The organism is Georgenia sp. G2120, from assembly GCF_055326485.1.
This window is the reverse complement of sequence record NZ_JBUZNL010000011.1, coordinates 40,668-62,685: the sequence shown is the minus strand read 5'-3', so window position 1 is coordinate 62,685 and position 22,018 is coordinate 40,668. Positions and strand designations below refer to the sequence as shown.

Sequence of the window (22,018 nt, the reverse complement as noted above, 5' to 3'; positions counted from 1 at the left end):
TCACCCGATTCCCGGTGCATCCTGGTGGCCCGATGCCGAAGAATGGACGCCCGTGACCTCCGCCGACCCCGATCCGCGCACCCCCGACCAGGGGGAGCAGCAGCGGCGCGGCAACGACGGCCCCACCCGGAACGGAGCCGGCACCACGCGCTCAAGCCGCAGCCGAAACGGCAACAGCAACGGCAACGGCAACGGCAACGGCAACAGCAACAGCAACAGCAACAGCAACAGCAACAGCAACGGCAACGGCAGCAGCAACGGCAACGGGGGCACCGACACGAGCTCCGGCAGCGACACCATGGCCTCCCGCTCCACCGGCAACCGAGGCCGGACCCGCAACCGCGGCAACCGCCGCAACCGAGGAGCCGCCCGCGGCGCCGACCGGGTCGCCCGCGGCCCCCGCCCCCTCACGCCGGAGCAGATCGAGGCCAGGCGCGCAGCCGTCCCCGTGATCAGCTATCCCGAGGAGCTCCCGGTCGCGGAGCGCCGCTTCGAGATCGCGGCGGCGATCGCGAGCCACCAGGTCGTCGTGGTCGCGGGCGAGACCGGATCCGGCAAGACCACCCAGCTGCCGAAGATCTGCCTCGACCTCGGCCGCGGCGTCGAGGGCATGATCGGCCACACCCAGCCCCGCCGGCTCGCCGCGCGGTCCGTCGCGGAGCGGATCGCGTCCGAGCTCGACGTCGAGATGGGCAAGCAGGTCGGCTACCAGGTCCGGTTCACCGACGAGGTCTCGGCGACGACCCTGGTCAAGTTGATGACCGACGGCATCCTGCTCGCCGAGATCCAGCGCGACCCGCTCCTGCGCCGCTACGACACGATCATCGTCGACGAGGCCCACGAGCGGTCCCTCAACATCGACTTCCTCCTCGGCTACCTCGCCCAGCTCCTCCCCCGCCGCCCCGACCTCAAGCTCGTCATCACCTCCGCCACGATCGACTCCGAGCGGTTCGCCGAGCACTTCGGCAAGGCTGCGGGCATGGCCGGCCCGGCGCCGGTCGTCGAGGTCACGGGCCGCACCTACCCGGTCGATGTCCGCTACCGCCCGCTCGTCGCGGACACGGAGGACGAGACCGACAACGCCCACGACGACGAACGGCCCGACGACGAACCCCCCGCCCGGCGCCCCGACTCCTCGGCGGCCGGCCGCAACGCGCCCGCAACCCGCACCACCCCCACGAACCGGAACGCCTCCACCGGCCACGACGAGCCGATCGACCAGGTCACCGGCATCCTCGAGGCCTACGACGAGCTCGAGGCCGAGGGACCGGGCGACATCCTCGTCTTCCTCTCCGGCGAGCGCGAGATCCGGGACACCCACGTGGCGTTCGCCGAGCACCTGGGCGAGCGCTACCTCGCACCGGGCGGCCGCTCGACGGTGCCGGGCGCCGTCGAGATCCTCCCGCTCTACGCGCGCCTGACCGCCGCCGAGCAGCACCGCGTGTTCGCCCCGCACCAGACCCGGCGCGTCGTGCTCGCCACCAACGTCGCCGAGACGTCGCTGACCGTGCCGGGGATCCATTACGTCATCGACCCGGGCACCGCGCGCATCTCCCGGTACTCCACGCGCACCAAGGTCCAGCGACTGCCGATCGAGCCGATCTCGCGGGCGAGCGCCGCCCAGCGCTCGGGGCGCTCGGGCCGCGTGGCGGACGGCGTCGCGATCCGCCTGTACTCGCGCCGCGACTTCGAGAACCGACCCGAGTTCACCGAGCCGGAGATCCTGCGCACCTCGCTGGCCTCGGTCATCCTCCAGATGGCGGCGCTCGGGCTCGGCGACGTCGCGCAGTTCCCGTTCGTCGACCCGCCGGACACGAAGGCCGTGCGCGACGGCGTCCAGCAGCTCGAGGAGATCGGCGCCCTCGAGCCCGGCTCGACCGAGCTCACCCGCGTCGGCCGCGACCTCGCTCGCCTGCCGGTCGACCCCCGGCTCGGCCGCATGCTGCTCGAGGCCGAACGGCTCGGCTGCGCGGCGGAGGTGATGATCGTCGTCGCGGCCCTGTCCGTCCAGGACGTGCGCGAGCGGCCGGTCGAGAAGCAGACCCAGGCGGACGCCAAGCACCGCCGGTTCGCCGACGACACCTCGGACTTCCTCGCCTACCTCAACCTGTGGCGCTACCTGCGCACCCTCCAGCGCGACCTGTCCGGCTCAGCCTTCCGACGCACCGTCAAGGGCGAGTACCTCAACTACCTGCGCATCCGCGAGTGGCAGGACGTCGTCACCCAGCTCCGCCAGCTGGCCAAGCCCCTCGGCCTGCACCTCAAGCCGCTCGCACTCCCGCCGGCGGCCGACGTCGACACCCCCGACACCGATCTCGTCGCCTCCACCGTCGCCGCGCTCGGCCGCAGCTCGGACGCCGCGAGCGCCGACTCCGTCCACCAGGCCCTGCTCACCGGACTGCTCTCCAACCTCGGCTCCTACGACGAGCGCAAGCGCGACTACGCCGGCGCCCGCGGCACCCGGTTCGTCGTGTGGCCGGGATCGGGGCTGTCGAAGAAGACCTACGCGTGGGTGATGGCCGCCGAGCTCGTCGAGACGTCGCGCCTGTTCGCGCGCACGGTCGCGCGGATCAACCCCGACTGGGTCGAGCGTGCGGCCGAGCACCTCCTGCGGCGCACGTACTCCGAGCCCTACTGGTCCACGCGCAACGGGGCCGCGATGGTCAAGGAGCGCGTCCTGCTCTACGGCATGACGCTGGCCGCGGACCGCCCCGCCCTGCTCGGGAAGCTCGGCGGCCAGCCGATCGGCGACGCCACCGCCGCCGAGCTGGCCCGCGAGATGTTCATCCGCCACGCCCTGGTCGAGGGTCAGTGGCGCACGCACCACCGGTTCGTCGCGGACAACGCCGCGGTCATCGAGGAGGCCAAGGAGGTCGAGGCCCGCCTGCGCACGCGCGGCGTGGTCGGCGACGAGGACACCCTGTTCGCCTTCTACGACGAGCGCGTCGGCGCCGAGGCCGTCTCCGCCCGCCACTTCGACACGTGGTGGAAGCGCACGAAGCGGGAGCAGCCGGACCTGCTCACGCTCACCCTCGCCGACCTCGTCCCGGAGAACCCGGTGACCGAGGCCGACCAGCCCTCGACCTGGCGACAGGGCGACCTCACCCTCCCCCTCTCCTACGACTTCACGCCCGGTGCCTGGGCCGACGGCATCACCGCCACGGTCCCGGTCGAGGTGCTCGGCCGCCTGCGCCCCGAGGGATTCGACTGGCTCGTGCCCAGCTACCTGGACGAGCTCGCCGTCGCGACGATCCGCGCCCTGCCCAAGCGCGTGCGGCGCGAGCTCGTGCCGGCGCCGGATGTCTCACGCGCCGTCCTCGCGGCGATGGCCGGCTGGCACGAGGCCGTCGCCGCCGCGCCCGGGGACGCCGAGGCGAGGGGCGGCTGGGTCGACCCGACCACCGTCCCGGCCTGGCAGGACGCCTTCACGGCCGCCGTGCGCGAGGTCCGCGGGGTCGAGATCGACGAGGCCGCCTGGCGCGAGTCCGCCGAGCTGCCCGGCCACCTGCGGATGAAGTTCCGCGTCGTCTCCGCCAAGGGGGCCGTGCTCGGCGAGGGCGACTCGCTGCTCGCCCTCCAGCGCGAGCTCGCCCCCGCCGTCGAGTCGGCGGTCGCCACGGCGGTGCGCGGTGCCGTCGCGGTGGCGATGGCCGAGGCCGGCCACCCGGGTGCCGACGGTTCCCGCGGCTCGCGTCGCGGCCGGAAGGGCCGGGGAACGGGGCCCGACGCCGAAGGCTCGCCCGGGCGGTCCGGCGGCGGCCCGGGGACGAACGACCGGGGCGACGACGCCGGCTCCGCCGGCAGTGGTGCCGACTCGCGCGGGGTGGGTGCCGGCCGCGGTGGCGCCGGCCGAGGCGGACCCGGTGCACCCGGGGCGAGCTCCGGCGTCGAGCAGGAGAAGCTGACCGGCTGGCCCGAGGTGAGCGGCGGGACGATCCCGGCGAGCGTCGAGACGCTCGGCCCGGCCGGACTCGTGGTCCGCGGCTACCCGGCGCTGGTCGAGGAGCGGACCGACGTGTCGCTGCGCGTCCTGCCCGACGCCGCCGCCCAGGTCCGCGCCCACCGCCGCGGCGTGCGCCGGCTGGCCCTCGCGGCGACCGCTTTGGCCGAGCAGCGCGTCTCCACCCGGTGGACCGGCGGCGACGCGCTCGCCCTCGCCACCTCCCCCTACCCGAGCACCGGCGCGCTCGTGGCGGACCTCCAGCTCGCAGCCGCCACGGAGATCGTCGACGACTGGTGCGCCGAGCACGTGACCGGCGGCGCCGGGATGCTGCGGGAGAAGGCGCAGTTCGACGCCCTGATCGCGCACGTGCGGACCCGGCTCGAGGACCGGGTCGCCGAGCTCGCGGGGATCGTCGTGCGGATCATGAACGCCTGGCGCGAGCTGCAGGCCACGATCAAGGACTCGAACAGCATCCACCTGCTCGGCGCGGTGACGGACGTGCGCGCGGCGGTCGGGGAGCTCGTGTTCGACGGGTTCGTCTCGGCCACCGGTCCCGCCCACCTCGTGCACGTCGCGCGGTACCTCACGGCCGCGCAGCGCCGGCTCGAGCGGGCGGCGCAGAACGTCCACGCCGACGACGCGGCCGCCTGGCAGGTCCAGGAGATGGTCGACGAGCTCGCGACCGCGCGGCAGCGCGCCGGCGACGACGTCGGGGCGCTCACCAGGCTCGACGAGGTCCGCTGGCTGATCGAGGAGCTGCGGGTCTCCCTGTTCGCGCAGCAGCTCGGCACGCCGGTCAAGGTCTCGACGACCCGGGTGCGCAAGGCGATCGCGGCGGCCCTCGCGGGCTAGCCCGTCCTCTCGTCGATGGTGCGGCGCAGCGGACGCGGCGTGGTTCGTCGTCGTGCAGGGTCTTGCGGCCGGGGCGCGGACTGACAAGGATCTGGGCAGGCGCACCCCCGAGCGCCGACGCAGGGGGATCGACGAGGAAGGCCCCACCCATGTCCTCCCCGCTCCGACGCACCGTGCCCGTCGTCGCGCTCGCCCTCGCCCTGGCCGGGTGCGGCGGATCGACCGAGGACGACGGATCCGCGAGTCCGCCCGCCGAGGCGCCGCCCGACGACGCCGACCCCGGCCGGGACGGCACGGGGAGCGCAGCCGACGCCGGCTCGCCGGACGCCGCGGAGTCCGCCTCCGGCGAGGCGGCGAGCGACGGCACAGCCACGGGCGAGGCCCTCCCCGCCGACGGATCGGGCGCCGACGAGCCGACCGACGCGCCCGCCACGGAGGAGCCCGGGCCCTCGATCCGCGACGTCGACCTCGCCGCGCAGTCCTGGCGGCAGGCACTGACCGGCGAGACCGTCGTCCCCGCCGAGGGCGACGGGCTGCGCCAGTTCACCGTGTCGGACGCTGTGGCCTACGCCGACGTCGACGGGGACGGGCACGAGGACGCCGCCGCGTCGCTGCAGGTCCTCGACGGCAACGCGTATGAGGAGACCTGGTACGTCTGGCGCTGGGACCCCGAGTCGCAGGCGGCGGTGCAGGTGGAGAGCCCGATCGCCCGGCAGTCGGGCTGCGGCGACGACGTCCTCTCGGTCACCGGCGAGGGGGAGGTGTACGTCGTCGTCGAGGAGCTTCGACCGGCAGGCAGCGCTGCACCCTGCGTCGATGGCGGGACCATCCCGGTGACCCGGCAGGTGACGCTCGAGGACGGCTGGCCGGTGCTCGCCGGCGGCATGGCCGGGGAGGGCGGGATCTGCCCGCAGGTCGAGTACGCGGGCGACGAGATGTGGCCCGCGGGCGACGTCGAGATCCACGCCGCGCCGACCGACGGCTCCGCGCCGATCGGGGAGCCCGCCCCCGACTGGTGGATGGAGGTCGACGTGTCCGGCCACCACTTCCTGTGGCGCCCGAACTGGATGCTCGTCCACCTGATGTACGACGAGCAGCCCGCGGCGCTCGCCGGCATGCCGGGGTACTTCCCGTGCGCCTGGGCGTACATCGAGGACGACCAGCGGCCCGTGCCGCACGCCCCGTACGTGCCGTAGTCCCGGGAGTTCGTGGCCGCGGTGATCGGTGCGGACGCGCGGGCGCCGGCAACACCGCGCGGCGGGGCACGAGGGGTTCGTCGTCGTGCAAGGTTGTGCGCCCTCGCCCCGGACCTGCGGCGACGTCCCACGCCGGGGACAGAGGTCCCCGGTATCAAGTACCCGCCGACCGGCCGTGCGGCGGCACCGGACGGCTCATAGCGTCGTTGGCACGCAAGTCGGAGGCAGGTCATCGCCTCCATGACCGAGGGGGAATCCCCGACGACGCGACGGACCCGATCGGGTCCACAGGGACCACCGGTCCCGAGAGGAGGACACCATGTCCACCATCCGCCGATACGCCGCAGCCACCACGACCGCCCTCCTGCTCGCCGGCTCGATCGCCGCGTGCAGCACCGGGGACGACACCGTCGACCCGGACGGCTCCACCCCGCCCGACTCGAACGTCGCGCCTCCGGAGCAGAACGAGCCCGACGCGCCCGAGGGCGAGGCGCCGGAGGAGGAGGCACCCGAGGACGAGGCGCCCGAGGACGAGGCACCTGCCGAGACCGACCCGGGCGAGGCCCAGCCGCCTGCGGAGGGCGAGGAGCCGCCCGTCGCGGAGGAGCCCCCTGCGGAGGGCGAGGAGCCGCCGGCCGAGGGTGAGGAGCCGCCGGCGGAGTCCGGTGGGGGGCTCGCCGAGGCCGACTGGCTCGCCTTCGAGCTGCCGGCCGACGCGCAGTCCAACCGCGCGGACGAGGGCTACTGGACCTGGGAGATGCCGGCGACCGAGGCCACCGACCCGCACGCGTCCGAGCAGCTCGTGGTGCAGGGCCCGCAGAACAACGGCATGACCGGCACCTTCGAGGAGGAGATCGCCGAGTTCGAGGAGACCATGTCGTCCGACCTCCCGCCGCGCATCTCCTGGGAGGACGCCGAGGTGGCCGCACCCGAAGGCATGCGGATCTACCGGTTCGAGACGATCGGACTCGAGCCCGGCGAGGTCCACTGGATCGTGGAGAACTCCGCGACGGGCCATCTCCTGCAGCTGACCGTCACGGTCAACGGCGACTCGACCGAGATGGTCGACGCGATCGACTCGTCCCTGCAGCTGGCCGCCGCCTGACGCAGCGGCGGCGGGCATGTCGCCGGCTGACCTCTCAAAGGTCCTGCGGCCGACACGGCCATCACAACCACCATTGCCCGACGACGAACGACACCAGCTACGGCCCCCGAGCGCTGAGGCGCCGGGGGCCGTAGCGTCGCTGTATGAGCACCGAGATCTCCCACGAGCCCGCGAAGAGCCGATACGTCATCACGGTCGACGGCGAGGAGGCCGGCGAGGCCACCTATGTCCTCGAGGGTGGCATGCACGTCTTCGACCACACCTTCACCGACCCTAAGCAGCGGGGCCAGGGGCTCGCCGGCCGGCTGGTCGAGTTCGCGCTGACGGACGTGCGCGAGCGGGGCGGGACGGCGCGGCCGGTGTGCCCGTTCGTCGTCGACTACATGGACAGCCACCCGGAGTTCGCCGACATCCGGGCGTGAGGGGACGCTGACCGCGGGAGTGGGGGCCGGCGAAGCCGCCGCACGCCGACGCTGCACCGCACGCGCACACCCCCGCGGGTTCACGCCTCCCGGAGCAGCTCGACGATCGCCGCGACCGCGCGGCGCCCGGCCCGCGTCGCCCCGATCGTCGACGCCGCCGGCCCGTACCCCACAAGGTGCAGCCGCGGCTCGTCGACCACCGCGGTCCCGCGCACGAGCACCCCGCCGTCGCGCGTGCGGATCCGCAGCGGCCGCAGGTGGCGCAGCTCGTGGCGAAAGCCGGTGGCCCACACGATCGTGTCGACGGGCGTCACGGTCCCGTCGGCCTCGACCACGCCCCTCGTCGTCATCGAGCCGAACATCGGCCGCCGCTCCAGGATCCCGGCGTCGATCGCGCGTTGCGTGGCCGGCCCGAGGAACAGCCCCGTCTCGGCGACCACCGGCAGCGGCCTGAGCCCCTGCTCCACCCGTGCGGCCACCCGCTCCTCGACCCCGCGCCCGGCGTCCTGGTCGAACATGTCGGTCTTCCACCGCGGCGGCGTGCGGGTGTACCAGAACGTCTCCGCCACGCGCGCGATCTCGAGGACGTGCCCCACTCCGGAGATGCCGCCCCCGACGATCGCCACCCGCTCGCCCTCGAGATCCTCGGGGCCCTCGTAGTCGTGCGTGTGGAGCTGCCGGCCGCGGAACGTCTCCGACCCGGGGATGCTCGGCCAGAACGGTCGCGACCACGTGCCGGTCGCCGAGATGACCGCCCGCGCAGCCCAGCTCCCGTGGTCGGTGCGGACGAGGAGGCGGCCGCGCGGGTCGTCGTCGACGCGCTCGACGCTCGTGACGACCACGGGCCGCAGGACCGGCAGGTCGAACATGTCCTCGTACGTGGCGAAGTACCGCGGGAGGGCGGTGGCCGCGGGCTCGCGCGGGTCCGGCTGCGGGAAACCCGCGCCCGGCAGGTCGTGGATCCCGTTGACGGTCGCCATCGTCAGCGTGGGCCAGCGGTGCCGCCACGCCCCGCCGGGCCCGTCCTCGGCGTCGAGCACGACGAAGTCCCGCACGTCCCCCCGGTGCCGCGGCGCGCCGACCTGCTCGGCCGGGTCGCCCGAGTACCCGACGAACCCGCGCCGCAGCAGCCGGTTCGCAGTGGACAGGCCGGCCTGGCCGGCACCGATCACGACGACGTCGACCTCCCGCGCATCCTCCCGCCCGCGATCCATCGGGTGGCCGTTCTCGTCGGTCGCCCCGTCGACGCCCAGGTCTCCGGGGAGGCGGCGCGGCCGGACGGTGAGCCGTTCGCCGTCGGGGTCGCCGGTCGGTGAGAGGACCGGGACCCAGCCGGTCGGACCCGGCCGCGGCTCCCGCGACCCGACGTACTCGCCCCACCGCTCGCCGCCTCCGTCGCGGAGGGGTTCGTCGTCGCGGTCCTGGCGTAGGACACCGTCGTCACGCAGAGCACCGGCGCCGTCGTCGACGTCGACGTCCTCTCCGCTCGCGACGGCGGTCGCGCCGCGCTCGTCGGGGTCGGACGGCCGGACCGCCTCGGGCGCACCGCGGTCGGGATGCGTCGCCCGGCCGTCCATGATCGCGACGGTACCCGGCGGGTCCACCCTCCACCGGTCTACGAAGGCCTCGCGCCTCGCCACCGGCCCCACCCCGGCTGCACCGCCGGCACGCCGTCACACAGGGCGCCCTCATGCGTGGGGATCCACACGTCGTCGGCCGGGCGCGGGACCACCGGCGGCCGGGGAACGTACCGTGGCCCGGTGACCATGGACGACTCGCCGGAGCGCGACGACGCGCACCGGGACGGCCGACGCCGCAACGACGCCTCGCGCCCCTACGAGCCCGTCCGCTTCGGCCGCTCGCCGCTCCACCGCATGCCGACGGTCTCGGTCATCGCGTTCGCGGTCATCGTCGTCATCGTCGCGAGCGCCACGCGCGGCCCCGTCCGCTGGCTCATGCTCGCCGTCATCCTCGTGGCCTCCCTCAGCGCGTGGCGCGCGGCCCGGGCTCGCCGGGCATCCTCCGACGACGACGAGCCCCCCGCCGGCACGACCCCGCCCGGCGACGACCACCGCTCCGCCGGCCCGGCGGACGACCCCGGCCCGGCCACCGGCCACGCCCCGGACACCAACCCGGCCGGCGACGCCGACGCGGACCCGGACACCGGCCGGGCGTAGGGCGATGGACGCACCGGGCGCGCTGCGCCTCGCACGTTCCCTCGTGGCCGAGCACGGCCTGCGGGGGTGGTCCGTCGGGCTCGACCGCGCCGTCCGACGCGCCGGCGCCACCCACTACCGCGACCAGCGGATCACCCTGTCCCGCCACCTCGTCGGCCTCTACACCGAGGACGAGGTGCGCGAGGTGATCCTCCACGAGATCGGGCACGCCCTCGCGGGAGCCCAGGCAGGCCACGGCCCCCGGTGGCGCGCGGCCGTCGTCCGCATCGGCGGCACCCCGCGCCGCACCACCCGGCCCGACAGCCCCACCGTCCCCGCCCCCTGGGTCGGCCGCTGCCCCGCCGGGCACGAGCACCAGCGCTTCCAGCGCCCGCGCGCGACCTACCTGTGCCGCCGCTGCCCCCGCACCCGCACGAGCGCCGCGGTCATCGAGTGGACCTACGTCCGGGGGGCGGCGTGACCCCGACCGCCCGGTCCGCCCCGGTACCGGCCTCCGCACCTCCGGCCGCCACGCCGCCCCCCTCCGGCCCCCCGCCGTCGACGGGCGGGACGAGCCACGCAGCCCTCCCGCCGTCGGCCCGCGCACGGCGCCGCCGGGAGACCGCCGCCGCCTACGCCCTCCTCGCGCCGTCGCTCATCGGGCTGATCGCGTTCCTCGCGGTTCCGGTCCTGCTCGTGCTCGCCATGAGCCTCACCGACTACGACCTGCTCTCCCCGCCCACCTGGGCCGGGGTGGACAACTACGTCGATCTGGCGAGCTCCTCCCAGTTCCGCAACTCCCTGCTCGTCACGGCCCTGTACGTGCTCATCGCGATCCCGCTGACCGTCGGCGCCGGCCTCGGGCTCGCCGTCCTGCTCAACCGCCACCTGCCGGGCTCGGGCATGCTACGCGTGATCTACGTGCTCCCGTGGGTGTGCTCCCCGCTCGCCCTGGGCGTGGTGTGGCAGTGGATGCTCGCGCCCAGCAACGGCGCGGTCAACGCGGTCCTCGGCCAGCGCGTCGAGTGGATGAGCGACCCCGCCCTCGCGCTGCCGGCGGTCGCCGTCGTCTCCGCCTGGTCCTCGATCGGCTACGTCTCGCTGTTCTTCCTCGCCGGTCTCCAGCAGATCCCGCCGAGCATCTACGAGGCCGCCCGGCTCGACGGCGCCGGACCGTTCCGGCTGCTCACGTCGATGACGATCCCGCTGCTGCGGCCCACGATGTTCTTCGTCCTCGTCACCACGATCATCTCGAGCTTCCAGGTCTACGACCTCGTGTACGGCCTCACGGGCGGCAGCCCCGGGTACCCCTCCGGCAGCACCGACGTCATCGCCGCCCGGATCTACCACGAGGCGTTCGTCGCCCTCGACCTCGGCAGCGCGTCGGCGATGGCTGTCGTCCTGTTCGCCCTCCTCGTGGTCGTCACCCTCGTCCAGCAACGGTGGTTCGCGTCGCGCACCACCTACGACATGTCATGAGCACCAACCAGCCGGACACCCAGCTCTCTGCGGCCGGTCCTCCACCAGAGACCTCCCCCGACGACGACACCCCCCGCCCCGCGCGCCGCCGTCGCCCGTTCTCGCTCGGGCGCGGCGCCGCGCACGCACTGACCTACCTGCTCCTGCTCGCCGGGGCTGTCGTCACGCTCGCCCCGCTCCTGCTCCCGCTCATGACGGCGCTGAAGACGAACCGGCAGTACGTGGCCGACGGACCGCTCGCCCTGCCCGACCCCTTCACGCTGGAGAACTTCCGCGCCCTGTTCGGCGAGGAGGGCGACTTCATCGTCCCGCTCGCGGTGACGCTGCAGATGGTGGTCGTGCTCGTGGTGGGCCAGCTCGTCAGCTCGATCCTCGCCGCCTACGCGTTCGCCACGCTCGAGTTCCGGGGGCGCGAGCTGCTGTTCTGGTGCTACCTCGCCACGCTCATGGTCCCGGCGGTCGTCACGATCATCCCGCTGTACACGATGATGACGCTCGCCGACCTGAAGAACACGTTCGCCGGTCTCGTGGTCCCGTTCGTCCTCGGCTCCCCCTACGCCGTGTTCCTGCTGCGCCAGAACTTCCGGTCGATGCCGCGCGAGCTCCTCGACGCCGCCACCCTCGACGGCGCGGGCGTCCTGCGCCGGCTGTGGTCGGTCGTGCTGCCGATGAACCGGCCGATCGTCGTCACGCTGCTGCTCATCACCGTGGTCACGCAGTGGAACAGCTTCCTGTGGCCGTCGATCATCGCGCCGCGGCCGGAGTGGCACGTGCTCACCACGGCGACGTCGGCGATGCAGACCCAGTACGACGACCGGATCGTCCTCGTCATGGCCGCCGCCGTCGTGGCGATGACGCCGCTCATCGTGCTGTTCCTCATCTTCCAGCGGCACATCACGCGGGCGATCGGCGTGGGCGCGGTGCGCTGACGGCCCACCCGATCGTCGTCGTCGACCATCAGTGGTGGCCGACCCCGATCGTCGCCGGTCCCGCGTGGTGACCGCAGACCCGGCCGACGTCACCCTCGTCCCACGTCCCGACCCGCGAACATCCGCGGGATGTGACGGTCAACTCATGTAATATTCAACTTCCCGTGACCGGAGGCTCCCTGGAGGACCCCATGCGCCGTGCCCGTCGACCGCTGACCACCACCGCCCTGCTGGCGGCGACGGCCCTGACCCTGGCCGCGTGCTCGCCGGGGTCCGACGACTCCTCCGGCGAGTCCGGGAGCGGCGAGGGCGGCACCACCGTCACCGTCCGGCTCTGGGACGAGGTGGCGGCCGAGGCGTACGAGACCTCCTTCGACGCGTTCACGGAGCAGAACCCCGACATCACCGTCGAGGTCGAGGTCATCCCCTGGGCCGACTACTGGACCCAGCTCCCCCTCGACGTCCAGTCCGGGGACATGGCGGACATCTTCTGGACGAACACCTCGAACTTCGGCACGTACGCGGACAACGGCACGCTGATCGACATCGACGAGGCCCTCGGCGAGGACCACGACGAGTGGGAGCAGTCCGTGGTCGACCTCTACACGCGAGACGGCGTCAACTACGGCGTGCCCCAGCTGTGGGACTCGATCGCCCTGTTCTACAACGCGGAGCTGGTCGAGGAGGCGGGGATCGACGTCGAGGACCTCCAGTGGCGACCCGGCGCCGGCGAGGGCGACACGCTCCTCGAGGCCGCGACCGCCCTGACCACCGACTCCGAGGGCCGCCACCCCGGCGAGGACGGCTTCGACGGCGGGGCGCGGGAGACCTACGGCTTCAACAGCCAGGCCGACCTCCAGGCGATCTACGTCGACTTCCTCGCCCAGAACGGCGCGCTGTTCCAGGACCCGGAGACCGACGGCTTCGCGTTCGACTCCCCCGAGGGCATCGAGGCGTTCCAGTACCTCGTCGACCTCGTCAACACGCACGAGGTGGCGCCGTCGGCCGCTGACACCAACGTCAACGGCGACTTCTCGCGCGACCTGTTCGTCCAGGGCGACCTCGGCCTGTTCCAGTCCGGCCCGTACTCCCTGCCCCACATCGCCGAGAACGCCGACTTCGAGTGGGGCATCGCGCCGATGGTCGGCGGGCCGGAGGGGCGCATCGGTGTGGTGCACGGCGTCGCGGCCGTCGGCAACGCGGAGTCCGAGCACCTCGACGCGACGACCGAGGTCCTGCGCTGGCTCGGGTCCGCCGAGGGGCAGGCCCCGCTCGGCGAGACCGGTGCCGCGTTCCCCGGAGCCGTGGACGCCCAGCAGGGATACATCGACTACTGGGCCGAGCAGGGCGTGGACGTGTCCGTCTTCGTCGACGCCGCCCAGGAGCCGACCGCACCCTCGCCGATCGGCGCCGAGATCAACGCCGGCTCCAACGTCATCACCCCGATCTTCCAGGACATGTTCCTCGGCGCGATCCCGGTCGAGGAGGCGCTCGCCCAGGCGCAGGAGGAGGGCAACGCGGAGATGGGCATCGAGTAGCCCCGCCCGCTCTCACTTTCGCCGAGATTGCGGTTGGTGCTCGTCGAGATTGCGGTTCGTCGCCATCGAGATTGCGGTTGGTGCTCGTCGAGATTGCGGTTGGGAGCACCCCGACCTGTCGAGAGTGCGGTTGGTGCCCCAACCGCAGTCTCGACGAACGGGCCGCGCAGTGTCAGGGGTGCAGCTCGGTCCGCCCGGCGGCGAGCGCTGCCGCGAGCATGCGCGCACCGGGCGCGAGCAGCTCGTAGGTCGACTCGAAGTCGGAGTCGTCGCCCCACCACGGGTCCGGGACGTCGAGCGACCCGACGTCGCGCGCACTCCCCGCACCGGGGGCGTCCGGTCCCTCCGCCGCGCGCCACAGCATGATGACGCCGGGGTCCACGCCCGACCGCTCCGCCAGCCGACGCAGCCACACGGCGTGCTCCTCGGTCATCGCCAGCACCAGGTCGACCGCGCCCAGATCCTCGGCCGTGACCTGCCGCGCCGTGTGTGCCTCGACCGGGACGCCGCGTCGGTGCAGCGTGCTCGCCGCACGGGGGTCGATCGGGTTACCGACCTCGTAGTCGGACGTCCCGCCCGACGTCACGTCGGCATCGACGCCCGCGCGCTCGAGCTCGTCCGCCAGCATCCGCTCACCCATCGGGGATCGGCAGATGTTGCCGGTGCACACGACAAGGACCCTGACCGGTCGCGAGACGGGGAGTCGCATGCCTCCAGTGTGGCAGGCGGCCGACCACCCGGGGAGGCCTGAGGACCCATGTGCGGCCGTCCCGAGACCGACAGGGCGCGGGTACCAGGTCGGTGCGGGACGGAGCCCCGGCGGTGGCCGGGTCGGCGCGGGACGGGCCCTGCACGCGGCACCACCGCGGCGGCCCGGCGTGCCACCCTGTCGACGTGCGCCAGCCGAACCGATCCGTCCGCCGCCCCGTCGCCACCGGGGCCGGCACTCAGCCGCGGCCGGCCGCGCGTCGCCACGCACCGGGACGCGCACGTCGCACGCTCGCGGCGACCGTGCTCGCGCTCGCGGCCACCCTGGCGGCATGCGGCTCGGGCGACGACTCCGACGGCTCCGACGGCTCCAGCGACTCCGGCAACGGATCGGGCGGAAGCGGCGACACCTCCGAGGCAACCCCGGTCGACGAGCTCGCGCCCGTCGCCGACCAGGTCGATGAGCACCCGGCCTGGCTGTCGGAGGAGACCTCCGAGCCCCGGGACTCGGCGTCGGGCCTGTGCACCGACCCGTTCGCCGAGGGGCGCACGGAGCTGACGACCACCGAGCTCGCCGCCTGCCAGGTCGAGTCCCTCGCGGAGACGGCCGGCTACGTCCAGACCACCGACGCCGGAGCCGACGCCCGCACCGAGCTGCGCGTCTCCACCGGCGAGCAGCTCGCGGTCGAGGCGGACCTCGGGGTCGCCCACGTCCTCGTCGTCGGGGACGACTGGTGGGCCGCGACGGACGAGGGCGACTGGCTCGAGCCGGCAGAGGCAGCCGAGATCCCCCGGCTGAGCAGCGCCGAGGGTGCGGCCCGGTCGCTCCAGCAGTTGCACGACCCCTCGGTCGCGGCCGGGGGCACCCAACCCATCGACGTGGCGGTGACGGGCTCGGCCACGATCGACGGCACCGAGGTCGCCGTCGTCACGGGCACGGGCGAGGGCGCGAACGGCGAGGAGATCGCCGTGGAGTACTTCCTCACCCAGGACTACGTCGCACTCCGGTCCGTCAACAACGTGACGACCTCGGCGGGCACAGCGACGACCACGTCCGTCATCAGCGAGCTGGACGAGCCCCAGGACGTCACCGCCCCCTGACGGGTGGTCGTCCTCCGCGCGCGGGCAGCAGCGTCCCGACCTCCTCGACGAGCACGACGACGCACCCCCTCTGCCCGAACCGTCACAGTTCTCGGTCACGATCGCGTCGAACAATCACAAGCGGGTAACAATGCCCGACCTCAAAAGCGGCCTCCCCGTCGTGGCCCACGCCACTCGCCGACCCCGCGCGATCCGCACCAGCATGGGAAAAGGTCCCGATCCGCGACCACCCCAAAACGACCCCTGGACGCCCGAATCCGGCCGGTTGATGACCGGGACGACCCCCCATACGGTGGGGCCACTCAAGGGCCCGTACGCACGTTCGGGCGCTGTCACGCAACGTTCGCGCGTCTGTCCACCATGGCGCCGGGCGCCCACCGGAAGGAACCCCTTGACCACCAACGCACAGCGTCGCGCCCGCACCATCGTCCCCACCGCGACCCTCGCCGCCCTCGCGCTGACCCTTGCCGCCTGCGCCAGCGAGGAGGAGTCGGCCGACCGCGGCGGCGGTGGCGGAGACAGCGGCGGCGGCAGCGGCGAGGCCCTCACGCTCGAGGACCTCCAGGAGGCCGGCAGCGTCACCGTCGGTTTCGCCGGCGAGGCCCCCTACAGCTTCGAGGACGGCGGAGAGCTCACGGGCGCCACCGTCGCCCTGCACGAGGCGATCTGGGCGGAGCTCGGTGTCGACGAGGTCGAGGGCGTCCAGGCCGAGTTCGGCCAGCTCATCCAGGCGCTCGACGCCGAGCGTTTCGACGTCGTCGCCGCCGGTATGTCGATCCTCCCGGAGCGCTGCGAGCAGGCGATCTTCTCCGAGCCGGAGTTCATGTACACGACCGCGCTCATGGTTCCCGAGGGCAACCCGGACGGGCTCGAGCCGAGCATGCAGTCCGTCCAGGAGTCCGACGTGCAGATGGCGTCGATGACCGGCGCCATCGAGTCCACCTACGCCGCCGACCTCGGCATCGACTCGATGGAGGTCGGCACGCCGCAGGACGGCATGGACGCCGTCGTCAACGGCCGCGCCGACGTCTTCGCCCTCACGGGCATCTCGCTCAACTGGATGGCGGACAACAACCCGGACGCCGGCATCGAGGTCACCGAGTCGTTCGTGGCCGAGATCGACGGCGTCGAGCAGGTCGGCGCCGGCGGCACCGTGTTCCGCAACGCCGACACCGAGCTGCGCGACGCCTACAACGAGGTGCTCGCGGAGATCGTCGAGGACGAGGAGCGCTACCTCGAGATCGTCGGCGAGTTCGGCTTCACCGCCGAGGAGCGCCCCACCGGCGAGCTGTCGACCGAGCAGCTCTGCGCCGGCGACATCTGATCGCGTGAGCGACAACCTCGACACGCTCGTCGAGGCGCTCCCCCGGCTGTGGGAGGGCGTCCTCGTCACCCTCCAGCTCACCGCCGGCGGGATCATCGGCGCCTTCGTCATCGCGATCGTGCTCGGCCTGGTGGTCCGTAGCGAGCACTGGTACCTGCGGATCCCGGCGCGCCTGCTCATCGAGTTCTTCCGCGGGACGTCGTTGCTCGTGCAGCTCTACGTGCTCTTCTACGTGCTGCCGCAGGTGGGGATCACGCTGACGGGGCTCTTCTGCGGGATCTTCGCCCTGTCGTTCAACTACGGCGCGTACGGGGCGGAGGTCGTCCGCGGGTCGATCAACAACGTGCCCAAGGGCCAGTGGGAGGTCGGCACGGCGCTGAGCATCAGCCCGCTGCACCACATGCGGCGCGTGATCTGGCCGCAGGCGTGGGCGATCATGCTGCCGTCGCTGAGCAACCTCGCCGTCATGCTGCTCAAGGGCACGGCCGTCGCCTACATCATCCTCATGCACGACCTCACGTGGGAGACGGACATCCTGCGCCAGCAGACGGGGAGCACCTTCTTCTCGTACGGCGTCGGCATGGTCATCTACTTCCTCATCTCGCTGGTCATCGTGCTGCTCGCGGCCCTCCTCGAGCGGCACGCGAAGCACAAGCTCGGCCAGGCCGCCCCGCTCAACCAGATGTTCAAGGTGACCGCGGGCAAGCCGAGCGAGGTGACCCCACTGTGAACGACGACATCTGGAGCTGGGACCGCGCGGCGGAGGTCTTCCCCGACCTCCTCATGACCTTCCTGCAGGTCACGCTCGTCGCGACCGTCCTGGGGTCGGCGATCGCGGCGGTGCTCGGCCTGATCGTGGCCATCACCCGCCGGGTGATGCCGAAGTGGCTCTGGATGCCGGTGCACGCGGTCATGGAGTTCATCCGCATGACCCCGGTCGTCATCCAGCTGCTGTTCGCCTACTACACGTTCAACAGCATCGACGGCCTGACGATCGGCATCGTCGTCCTCGGGATCCACTACGCCACCTACATGGCGGAGGTCTACCGGTCCGGGATCGACGCGATCCCCAAGGGACAGTGGGAGGCCGCGACCGCCCTGTCGATGTCCCGCACCCGCACCTGGGTCAAGGTCATCATCCCGCAGGCGATCCGTACGACCCTGCCCGCCCTGGGCACCTGGGTGATCTCGATGTTCAAGGACACCCCGTTCCTCACCGTCATCTTCGTCACCGAGATGGTGCGCGAGGCGGAGCGGTACGGCTCGAGGACGTTCACCTACACCGAGGCGCTCGTGCTCGCCGGGTTCATCTTCCTGGTCGCGAGCTACGGCACCTCGGTCCTGCTACGCAAGATGGAGAATCGCCTTGCCACCTACTGACCACTCCGCGCCCGGTGCCGGCATCACGCCGAGCCCCGCCACGGGCGAGCCGAAGCTGCGGTTCGAGAACGTCGTCAAGAAGTTCGGCGACAACACCGTCCTCGAGAACCTCAACTTCAGCGTCGACCGCGGCGAGCGGGTCACGCTCATCGGCCCCTCGGGCTCCGGCAAGACGACCATCCTGCGGCTCGTGATGACGCTCGAGCACCTCACCGGCGGCTACATCTACGTCGACGGCCAGCCGCTCACCCACGAGCTGCGCGGCGGCCGACGGGTCGAGCGCAGGGCGAAGGACGTCGCGAGGATGACCACCCGGATCGGGATGGTCTTCCAGCACTTCCACCTCTTCCCCAACATGTCGGTGCTGGAGAACATCACCGAGGCGCCGATCCACGTGCTCGGCCGCTCGAAGGAGGAGGCGCGCAGCCGCGGTCTCGAGCTGCTCGAGCAGGTCGGCCTCTCGGACAAGGCGGACGAGCACCCCACGCGGCTCTCGGGCGGTCAGCAGCAGCGCGTCGCCATCGCCCGCGCCCTCGCGATGGACCCCGAGATCCTGCTCCTCGACGAGGTGACCTCCGCCCTCGACCCCGAGATCGTCAAGGACGTCCTGTGGGTCCTGCGCGAGGTCGCGAACAACACGGACATCACGATGCTCATCGTCACGCACGAGATGCAGTTCGCCCAGGACGTCTCCCACCGCGTGATGATGTTCGACGGCGGCCAGATCGTCGAGGACGGGCCGCCCGACGTCATCTTCACCAACCCGAGCCACGAGCGGACCCGGTCGTTCCTCGAGGCGATCCTCTGACCAGGGCCCGTCCCTCATAGCCCCGCGCACCCGATCTGCGGACCACAGGGCCGACGACGACGAACCCCCCGTCGTCGTCGGCCCTCCCGTCTGCCGTGCCGGCCGTCGTGCCTGGCGTGCCGGCCGTCGGCCGTGCCGTCCCCACCTGCCCGTCGCCCCGAGAATTCCCTGGACGCCGCCGACCCGCGGCTGTCTAGCATCGCGGTATGGCAGGCATCTTGTGCAGCGGGCCCGCGACGACGGCCGCCCGCGACTACCGCGACCGCCGCGCCTGACGGCGCGTCCGGTCCCACCCGCAGGTCCGTCCGCCCCGCGCCACCGGCGCCGGGCGTCGACGCGTCGTCGCTCCGAGAGCCCTTCGCACCTCGGACGCGCAGCGCCCACGCACACCGCCACCCTGCCCCGGGGTGCTCCACCTCCTTCTCGTGGAGCCCACCCATGCCTCGACGCACGACCCCGCACACCGCCCCTCGCTCGGCCGCCGGAGGACGGCACGAGCTCGGCCAGAACTTCCTCCACCACCCGCCCACCGTGCGGCGGTTCGCCGACCTCGTGCGCGAGACGGACGGCGCGATCCTCGAGCTCGGCGCCGGCGACGGTGCGCTCACCCGCGAGCTCGCCCGCCTGGGCCGTCCGCTGACCGCCGTCGAGATCGACGAGCACCGGGTCGAGCGCCTGCGCCGGATGCTCCGTCGCGGCGGTACCGCGACGACAGCCGACCCCCGAACCACCACCGGCACCGGCACCGGCACCGGCACGGCCACCGTGCGCATCGAGCACGACGACGCGATGCGTGTCCCGCTCGACGCCCCCGTCGTCGCCGGCAACATCCCCTTCCACCTCACGAGCCCGCTGCTGCGTCGGCTGCTCACCGCCGGCCGGTGGCAGCACGCCGTCCTGCTCACCCAGTGGGAGGTGGCGCGGAAGCGGGCCGGCGTCGGAGGCGGCACCATGATGACCGCCCAGGGCGCGCCGTGGTTCGAGGTCCGGATCGAGTTCCGGGTGCCGGCCCGGCACTTCCGGCCCGTGCCCGGCGTCGACGGCGGTGTGCTGAGCATCGTGCGCCGACCGCGCCCACTCGTTCCGGTCTCCCAGCGGCGCGGCTACGAGGCGTTCGTCCGCGCGGTGTTCACCGGCCGCGGCGGGCGGATCGCCCGAGTGGTCGAGCGCGCGGCCCGCGTCGACCGCCGGGCGGCGGAGCGGGCGCTCGCCCGGGCCGGCGTCGACGGGCGGGCGCTGCCCCGCGACGTCGGGCCCGAGCAGTGGGCCTCACTCTGGCACGACCTGCGCGGGTGAGGTCCGGCGCTCCTCGCGTCGGGCGTCCGGGCACCCGCGCGCCCACCGGTGCTCGCACGTGCGACCCGCCGGGGATGCGCCGACCAGGAACGAGGGCGGGGGCCGGTCGAGCATCCACTCGTCCGGCCCCCGCCGTCGGTCACGCTTCCCGGTCCGGGTCAGATGACCTCCCGCACGAGCCGGCTGCGCCGCAGGAGCGCGACGACCGCCCAGCTGACGCTCGCGGAGATCGCCAGCGCGAGGGCGAACGCGACCACCGGCGTGAGGCCCAGCGGAGCAAGCAGCGCGACGACGCCGACGATGACGGGCGCGTGGACCACGTACACGCCGAAGGCGTTCCGGGTGAGGAACCGGCCCGCCGGCGTCGACCGGGACGCGTACCGCTCGAACACGCGCAGCAGGACGAGGATGACCCCGACCGCGAACAGCGCGTCGAACAGGGCGAACCCGAGGTGCGCGGGGTCGGGGCCCGCCGGCACCGGGTCGGCCGTGTCGAGCGTCCGGTAACCACCGAGGACCATCGGCACGAACGACGCGACGACGAGGCCCGCGCCGAGCAGGCCCGCGCGGCGCGGCAGCTCGCTGAACCAGCCCCGGCGGAAGGCGAGGATCCCGACGACGAACAGCGCCACGTACTGCGGCACGTACCCGGGGCTCGGGATCCCGATGACCGGGATGAACGAGCCGGTCGGGAACCAGATCCGCCACACGTAGGAGACGACGCCGAGCCCGATCGCGAACGCGACGACGTGCCGTGCGCGCAGGGAGACGGCGGTCCCCCGCGTGGTGAGCCCCGCCGTCGACCTACCGTCGGGCGCCGGGGCACGGCGGGCCGCCGAGGCGCCGACCGATGGCGCCGTGCGCGGCGTCGTCGGGCCGGGCTCCGTACGCGGCCGACGCTCCCGGACCAGCGCGTAGCCGAGCGAGAGGACGAGCAGCGCGAGGACGAACCACATCGGCCCCACCTCCCAGTCGGTGAGGTAGAAGAGCCAGTAGGGCTCGCGCTCACCCGGAGGCTGGTCGAGGTAGGTCGGCAGCGAGTACAGCGGGCGCAGCAGCACCATGAACGCCACGAACGGCAGGCCGAGGCGCTTGACGCGGTCGAGCGCCCAGCGCCCGGGCCCCTTGCGGTCGACCGATCCCGGCGCGAAGAAGCCGGACAGCATGAAGAACAGGCCCATGAAGAACGTCTGGTTGACGAGCACGAGCAGGTCGAGCGGGAGCGCCGCGAGCTCGGAGTCCGGCTCCTGCCAGTTCGGCCAGATCCCGAGGTTGCCGTAGGCGAGTGCCACGTGGTGGGCGACCACGAGCAGGGTGCCGAACACGCGGAGGTGGTCGATGTGGACGAGCCGCCTCGTCGCGGGGGCGGCGCGGGTGGTCGGTGGGTTCTTCGTCGTGGACATCAGTACTCCTCCTCCACGATGCGGATCAGCTCCTCGCGCGTGAGCCCGAGCGAGCGGTAGTAGTCGACGTTGGTGCGGAACCGCTCGACGGCGAACGCGTGACGCTTGGCGCTCAGCCCGTCGGCGGCGTGCTCGGAGACGTAGGCCCCCTTGCCCTGGCGGGTGTAGATGAGGTCGTCGGCCTCGAGGAGCTCCCACGCCTTCTTGATGGTGATGACGCTGATCCCGAGCTCCTTGGCGACCGACCGGATCGACGGCAGCATCTCGCCGGCGGCGAGCGACCCGTCGAGGATCTGCGCGGCGATCTGCGACCTGATCTGCTCGTAGATCGGTTCGCTGCCGCGCGGTGAGAGGACGAGGTCCACCGAACCCGCCGGG

At 73.0% G+C, this 22,018-nt stretch carries 19 protein-coding genes; 15 read left to right on the top strand and 4 right to left on the bottom strand.

Annotated elements, in window-relative coordinates; all coding sequences use genetic code 11:
• Positions 1 to 298: 298 nt before the first annotated feature.
• The 4 genes from ACZLMO_RS12475 (at position 299) to ACZLMO_RS12460 (ending at position 7,518) form a co-directional block, all read left to right on the top strand.
• Complete coding sequence (locus tag ACZLMO_RS12475) at positions 299 to 4,795, top strand: DUF3418 domain-containing protein (protein ID WP_463653980.1); 4,497 nt, start codon at positions 299 to 301, stop codon at positions 4,793 to 4,795.
• Between the two features lie 149 nt (positions 4,796 to 4,944).
• A complete protein-coding gene (locus ACZLMO_RS12470; protein WP_463653929.1) occupies positions 4,945 to 5,991 on the top strand; it encodes a hypothetical protein in 1,047 nt (348 codons plus the stop codon).
• Positions 5,992 to 6,310: 319 nt separating this feature from the next.
• Entirely contained in the window at positions 6,311 to 7,096 is a 786-nt protein-coding gene (locus ACZLMO_RS12465; protein ID WP_463653928.1) for a hypothetical protein, read from the top strand.
• A 143-nt stretch (positions 7,097 to 7,239) separates the two neighbouring features.
• Complete coding sequence (locus tag ACZLMO_RS12460; protein WP_425715709.1) at positions 7,240 to 7,518, top strand: GNAT family N-acetyltransferase; 279 nt, start codon at positions 7,240 to 7,242, stop codon at positions 7,516 to 7,518.
• Positions 7,519 to 7,598: 80 nt separating this feature from the next.
• Here ACZLMO_RS12460 and ACZLMO_RS12455 read toward each other — a convergent pair whose 3' ends face one another.
• Positions 7,599 to 9,095 (bottom strand): NAD(P)-binding domain-containing protein, encoded by a 1,497-nt coding sequence (locus tag ACZLMO_RS12455; RefSeq protein ID WP_463653927.1) that lies wholly within the window; start codon positions 9,093 to 9,095, stop codon positions 7,599 to 7,601.
• A gap of 183 nt (positions 9,096 to 9,278) precedes the next feature.
• On the opposite strand from ACZLMO_RS12455, the gene ACZLMO_RS12450 reads away from it, so the two are divergent.
• The 5 genes from ACZLMO_RS12450 to ACZLMO_RS12430 all read left to right on the top strand — a co-directional run bounded on the left by ACZLMO_RS12450 (position 9,279) and on the right by ACZLMO_RS12430 (position 13,620).
• The gene (locus ACZLMO_RS12450; RefSeq protein ID WP_463653926.1) at positions 9,279 to 9,695 is read left to right on the top strand and encodes a hypothetical protein; all 417 of its coding nucleotides are present in this window, start codon (positions 9,279 to 9,281) and stop codon (positions 9,693 to 9,695) included.
• Positions 9,696 to 9,699: 4 nt separating this feature from the next.
• A complete protein-coding gene (locus ACZLMO_RS12445) occupies positions 9,700 to 10,155 on the top strand; it encodes a SprT-like domain-containing protein (RefSeq protein ID WP_425715706.1) in 456 nt (151 codons plus the stop codon).
• A gap of 176 nt (positions 10,156 to 10,331) precedes the next feature.
• Entirely contained in the window at positions 10,332 to 11,153 is an 822-nt protein-coding gene (locus ACZLMO_RS12440) for a carbohydrate ABC transporter permease (RefSeq protein ID WP_463653979.1), read from the top strand.
• Complete coding sequence (locus ACZLMO_RS12435; protein ID WP_463653925.1) at positions 11,150 to 12,082, top strand: carbohydrate ABC transporter permease; 933 nt, start codon at positions 11,150 to 11,152, stop codon at positions 12,080 to 12,082. Before ACZLMO_RS12440 ends, ACZLMO_RS12435 begins: the two co-directional genes overlap by 4 nt.
• A gap of 164 nt (positions 12,083 to 12,246) precedes the next feature.
• Positions 12,247 to 13,620: an ABC transporter substrate-binding protein gene (locus ACZLMO_RS12430; RefSeq protein ID WP_463653924.1), complete on the top strand. Its 1,374-nt coding sequence runs from the start codon at positions 12,247 to 12,249 to the stop codon at positions 13,618 to 13,620.
• 172 nt (positions 13,621 to 13,792) lie between these two features.
• On the opposite strand, the gene ACZLMO_RS12425 is transcribed toward ACZLMO_RS12430, so the two are convergent.
• Complete coding sequence (locus ACZLMO_RS12425; RefSeq protein WP_425715702.1) at positions 13,793 to 14,329, bottom strand: low molecular weight protein-tyrosine-phosphatase; 537 nt, start codon at positions 14,327 to 14,329, stop codon at positions 13,793 to 13,795.
• 185 nt (positions 14,330 to 14,514) lie between these two features.
• On the opposite strand from ACZLMO_RS12425, the gene ACZLMO_RS12420 reads away from it, so the two are divergent.
• From ACZLMO_RS12420 to erm, 6 genes are all read left to right on the top strand, one after another.
• Positions 14,515 to 15,429, top strand: coding sequence for a hypothetical protein (locus ACZLMO_RS12420; protein WP_425715701.1), 915 nt, complete (start codon positions 14,515 to 14,517; stop codon positions 15,427 to 15,429).
• 391 nt (positions 15,430 to 15,820) lie between these two features.
• Complete coding sequence (locus tag ACZLMO_RS12415; protein WP_425715700.1) at positions 15,821 to 16,753, top strand: transporter substrate-binding domain-containing protein; 933 nt, start codon at positions 15,821 to 15,823, stop codon at positions 16,751 to 16,753.
• 4 nt (positions 16,754 to 16,757) lie between these two features.
• A complete protein-coding gene (locus tag ACZLMO_RS12410) occupies positions 16,758 to 17,483 on the top strand; it encodes an amino acid ABC transporter permease (protein WP_425715699.1) in 726 nt (241 codons plus the stop codon).
• Between the two features lie 53 nt (positions 17,484 to 17,536).
• Positions 17,537 to 18,133 carry an ectoine/hydroxyectoine ABC transporter permease subunit EhuD gene (gene ehuD / locus ACZLMO_RS12405; RefSeq protein ID WP_463653978.1) on the top strand — a complete coding sequence of 199 codons (597 nt, stop codon included), beginning with the start codon at positions 17,537 to 17,539 and terminating at the stop codon, positions 18,131 to 18,133.
• Positions 18,134 to 18,155: 22 nt separating this feature from the next.
• Positions 18,156 to 18,941, top strand: a complete 786-nt coding sequence (ehuA, locus tag ACZLMO_RS12400; protein WP_425715718.1) for an ectoine/hydroxyectoine ABC transporter ATP-binding protein EhuA — start codon at positions 18,156 to 18,158, stop codon at positions 18,939 to 18,941.
• A 438-nt stretch (positions 18,942 to 19,379) separates the two neighbouring features.
• On the top strand, positions 19,380 to 20,237 hold the full coding sequence (gene erm, locus ACZLMO_RS12395; protein WP_463653923.1) for a 23S ribosomal RNA methyltransferase Erm: 858 nt from the start codon (positions 19,380 to 19,382) through the stop codon (positions 20,235 to 20,237).
• 158 nt (positions 20,238 to 20,395) lie between these two features.
• Here the strand turns inward: erm and ACZLMO_RS12390 are convergent, their stop codons facing one another.
• Complete coding sequence (locus ACZLMO_RS12390; RefSeq protein WP_463653922.1) at positions 20,396 to 21,640, bottom strand: acyltransferase family protein; 1,245 nt, start codon at positions 21,638 to 21,640, stop codon at positions 20,396 to 20,398.
• Entirely contained in the window at positions 21,640 to 22,005 is a 366-nt protein-coding gene (locus tag ACZLMO_RS12385; protein WP_463653921.1) for a GntR family transcriptional regulator, read from the bottom strand. Before ACZLMO_RS12385 ends, ACZLMO_RS12390 begins: the two co-directional genes overlap by 1 nt.
• Positions 22,006 to 22,018 lie beyond the last annotated feature (13 nt).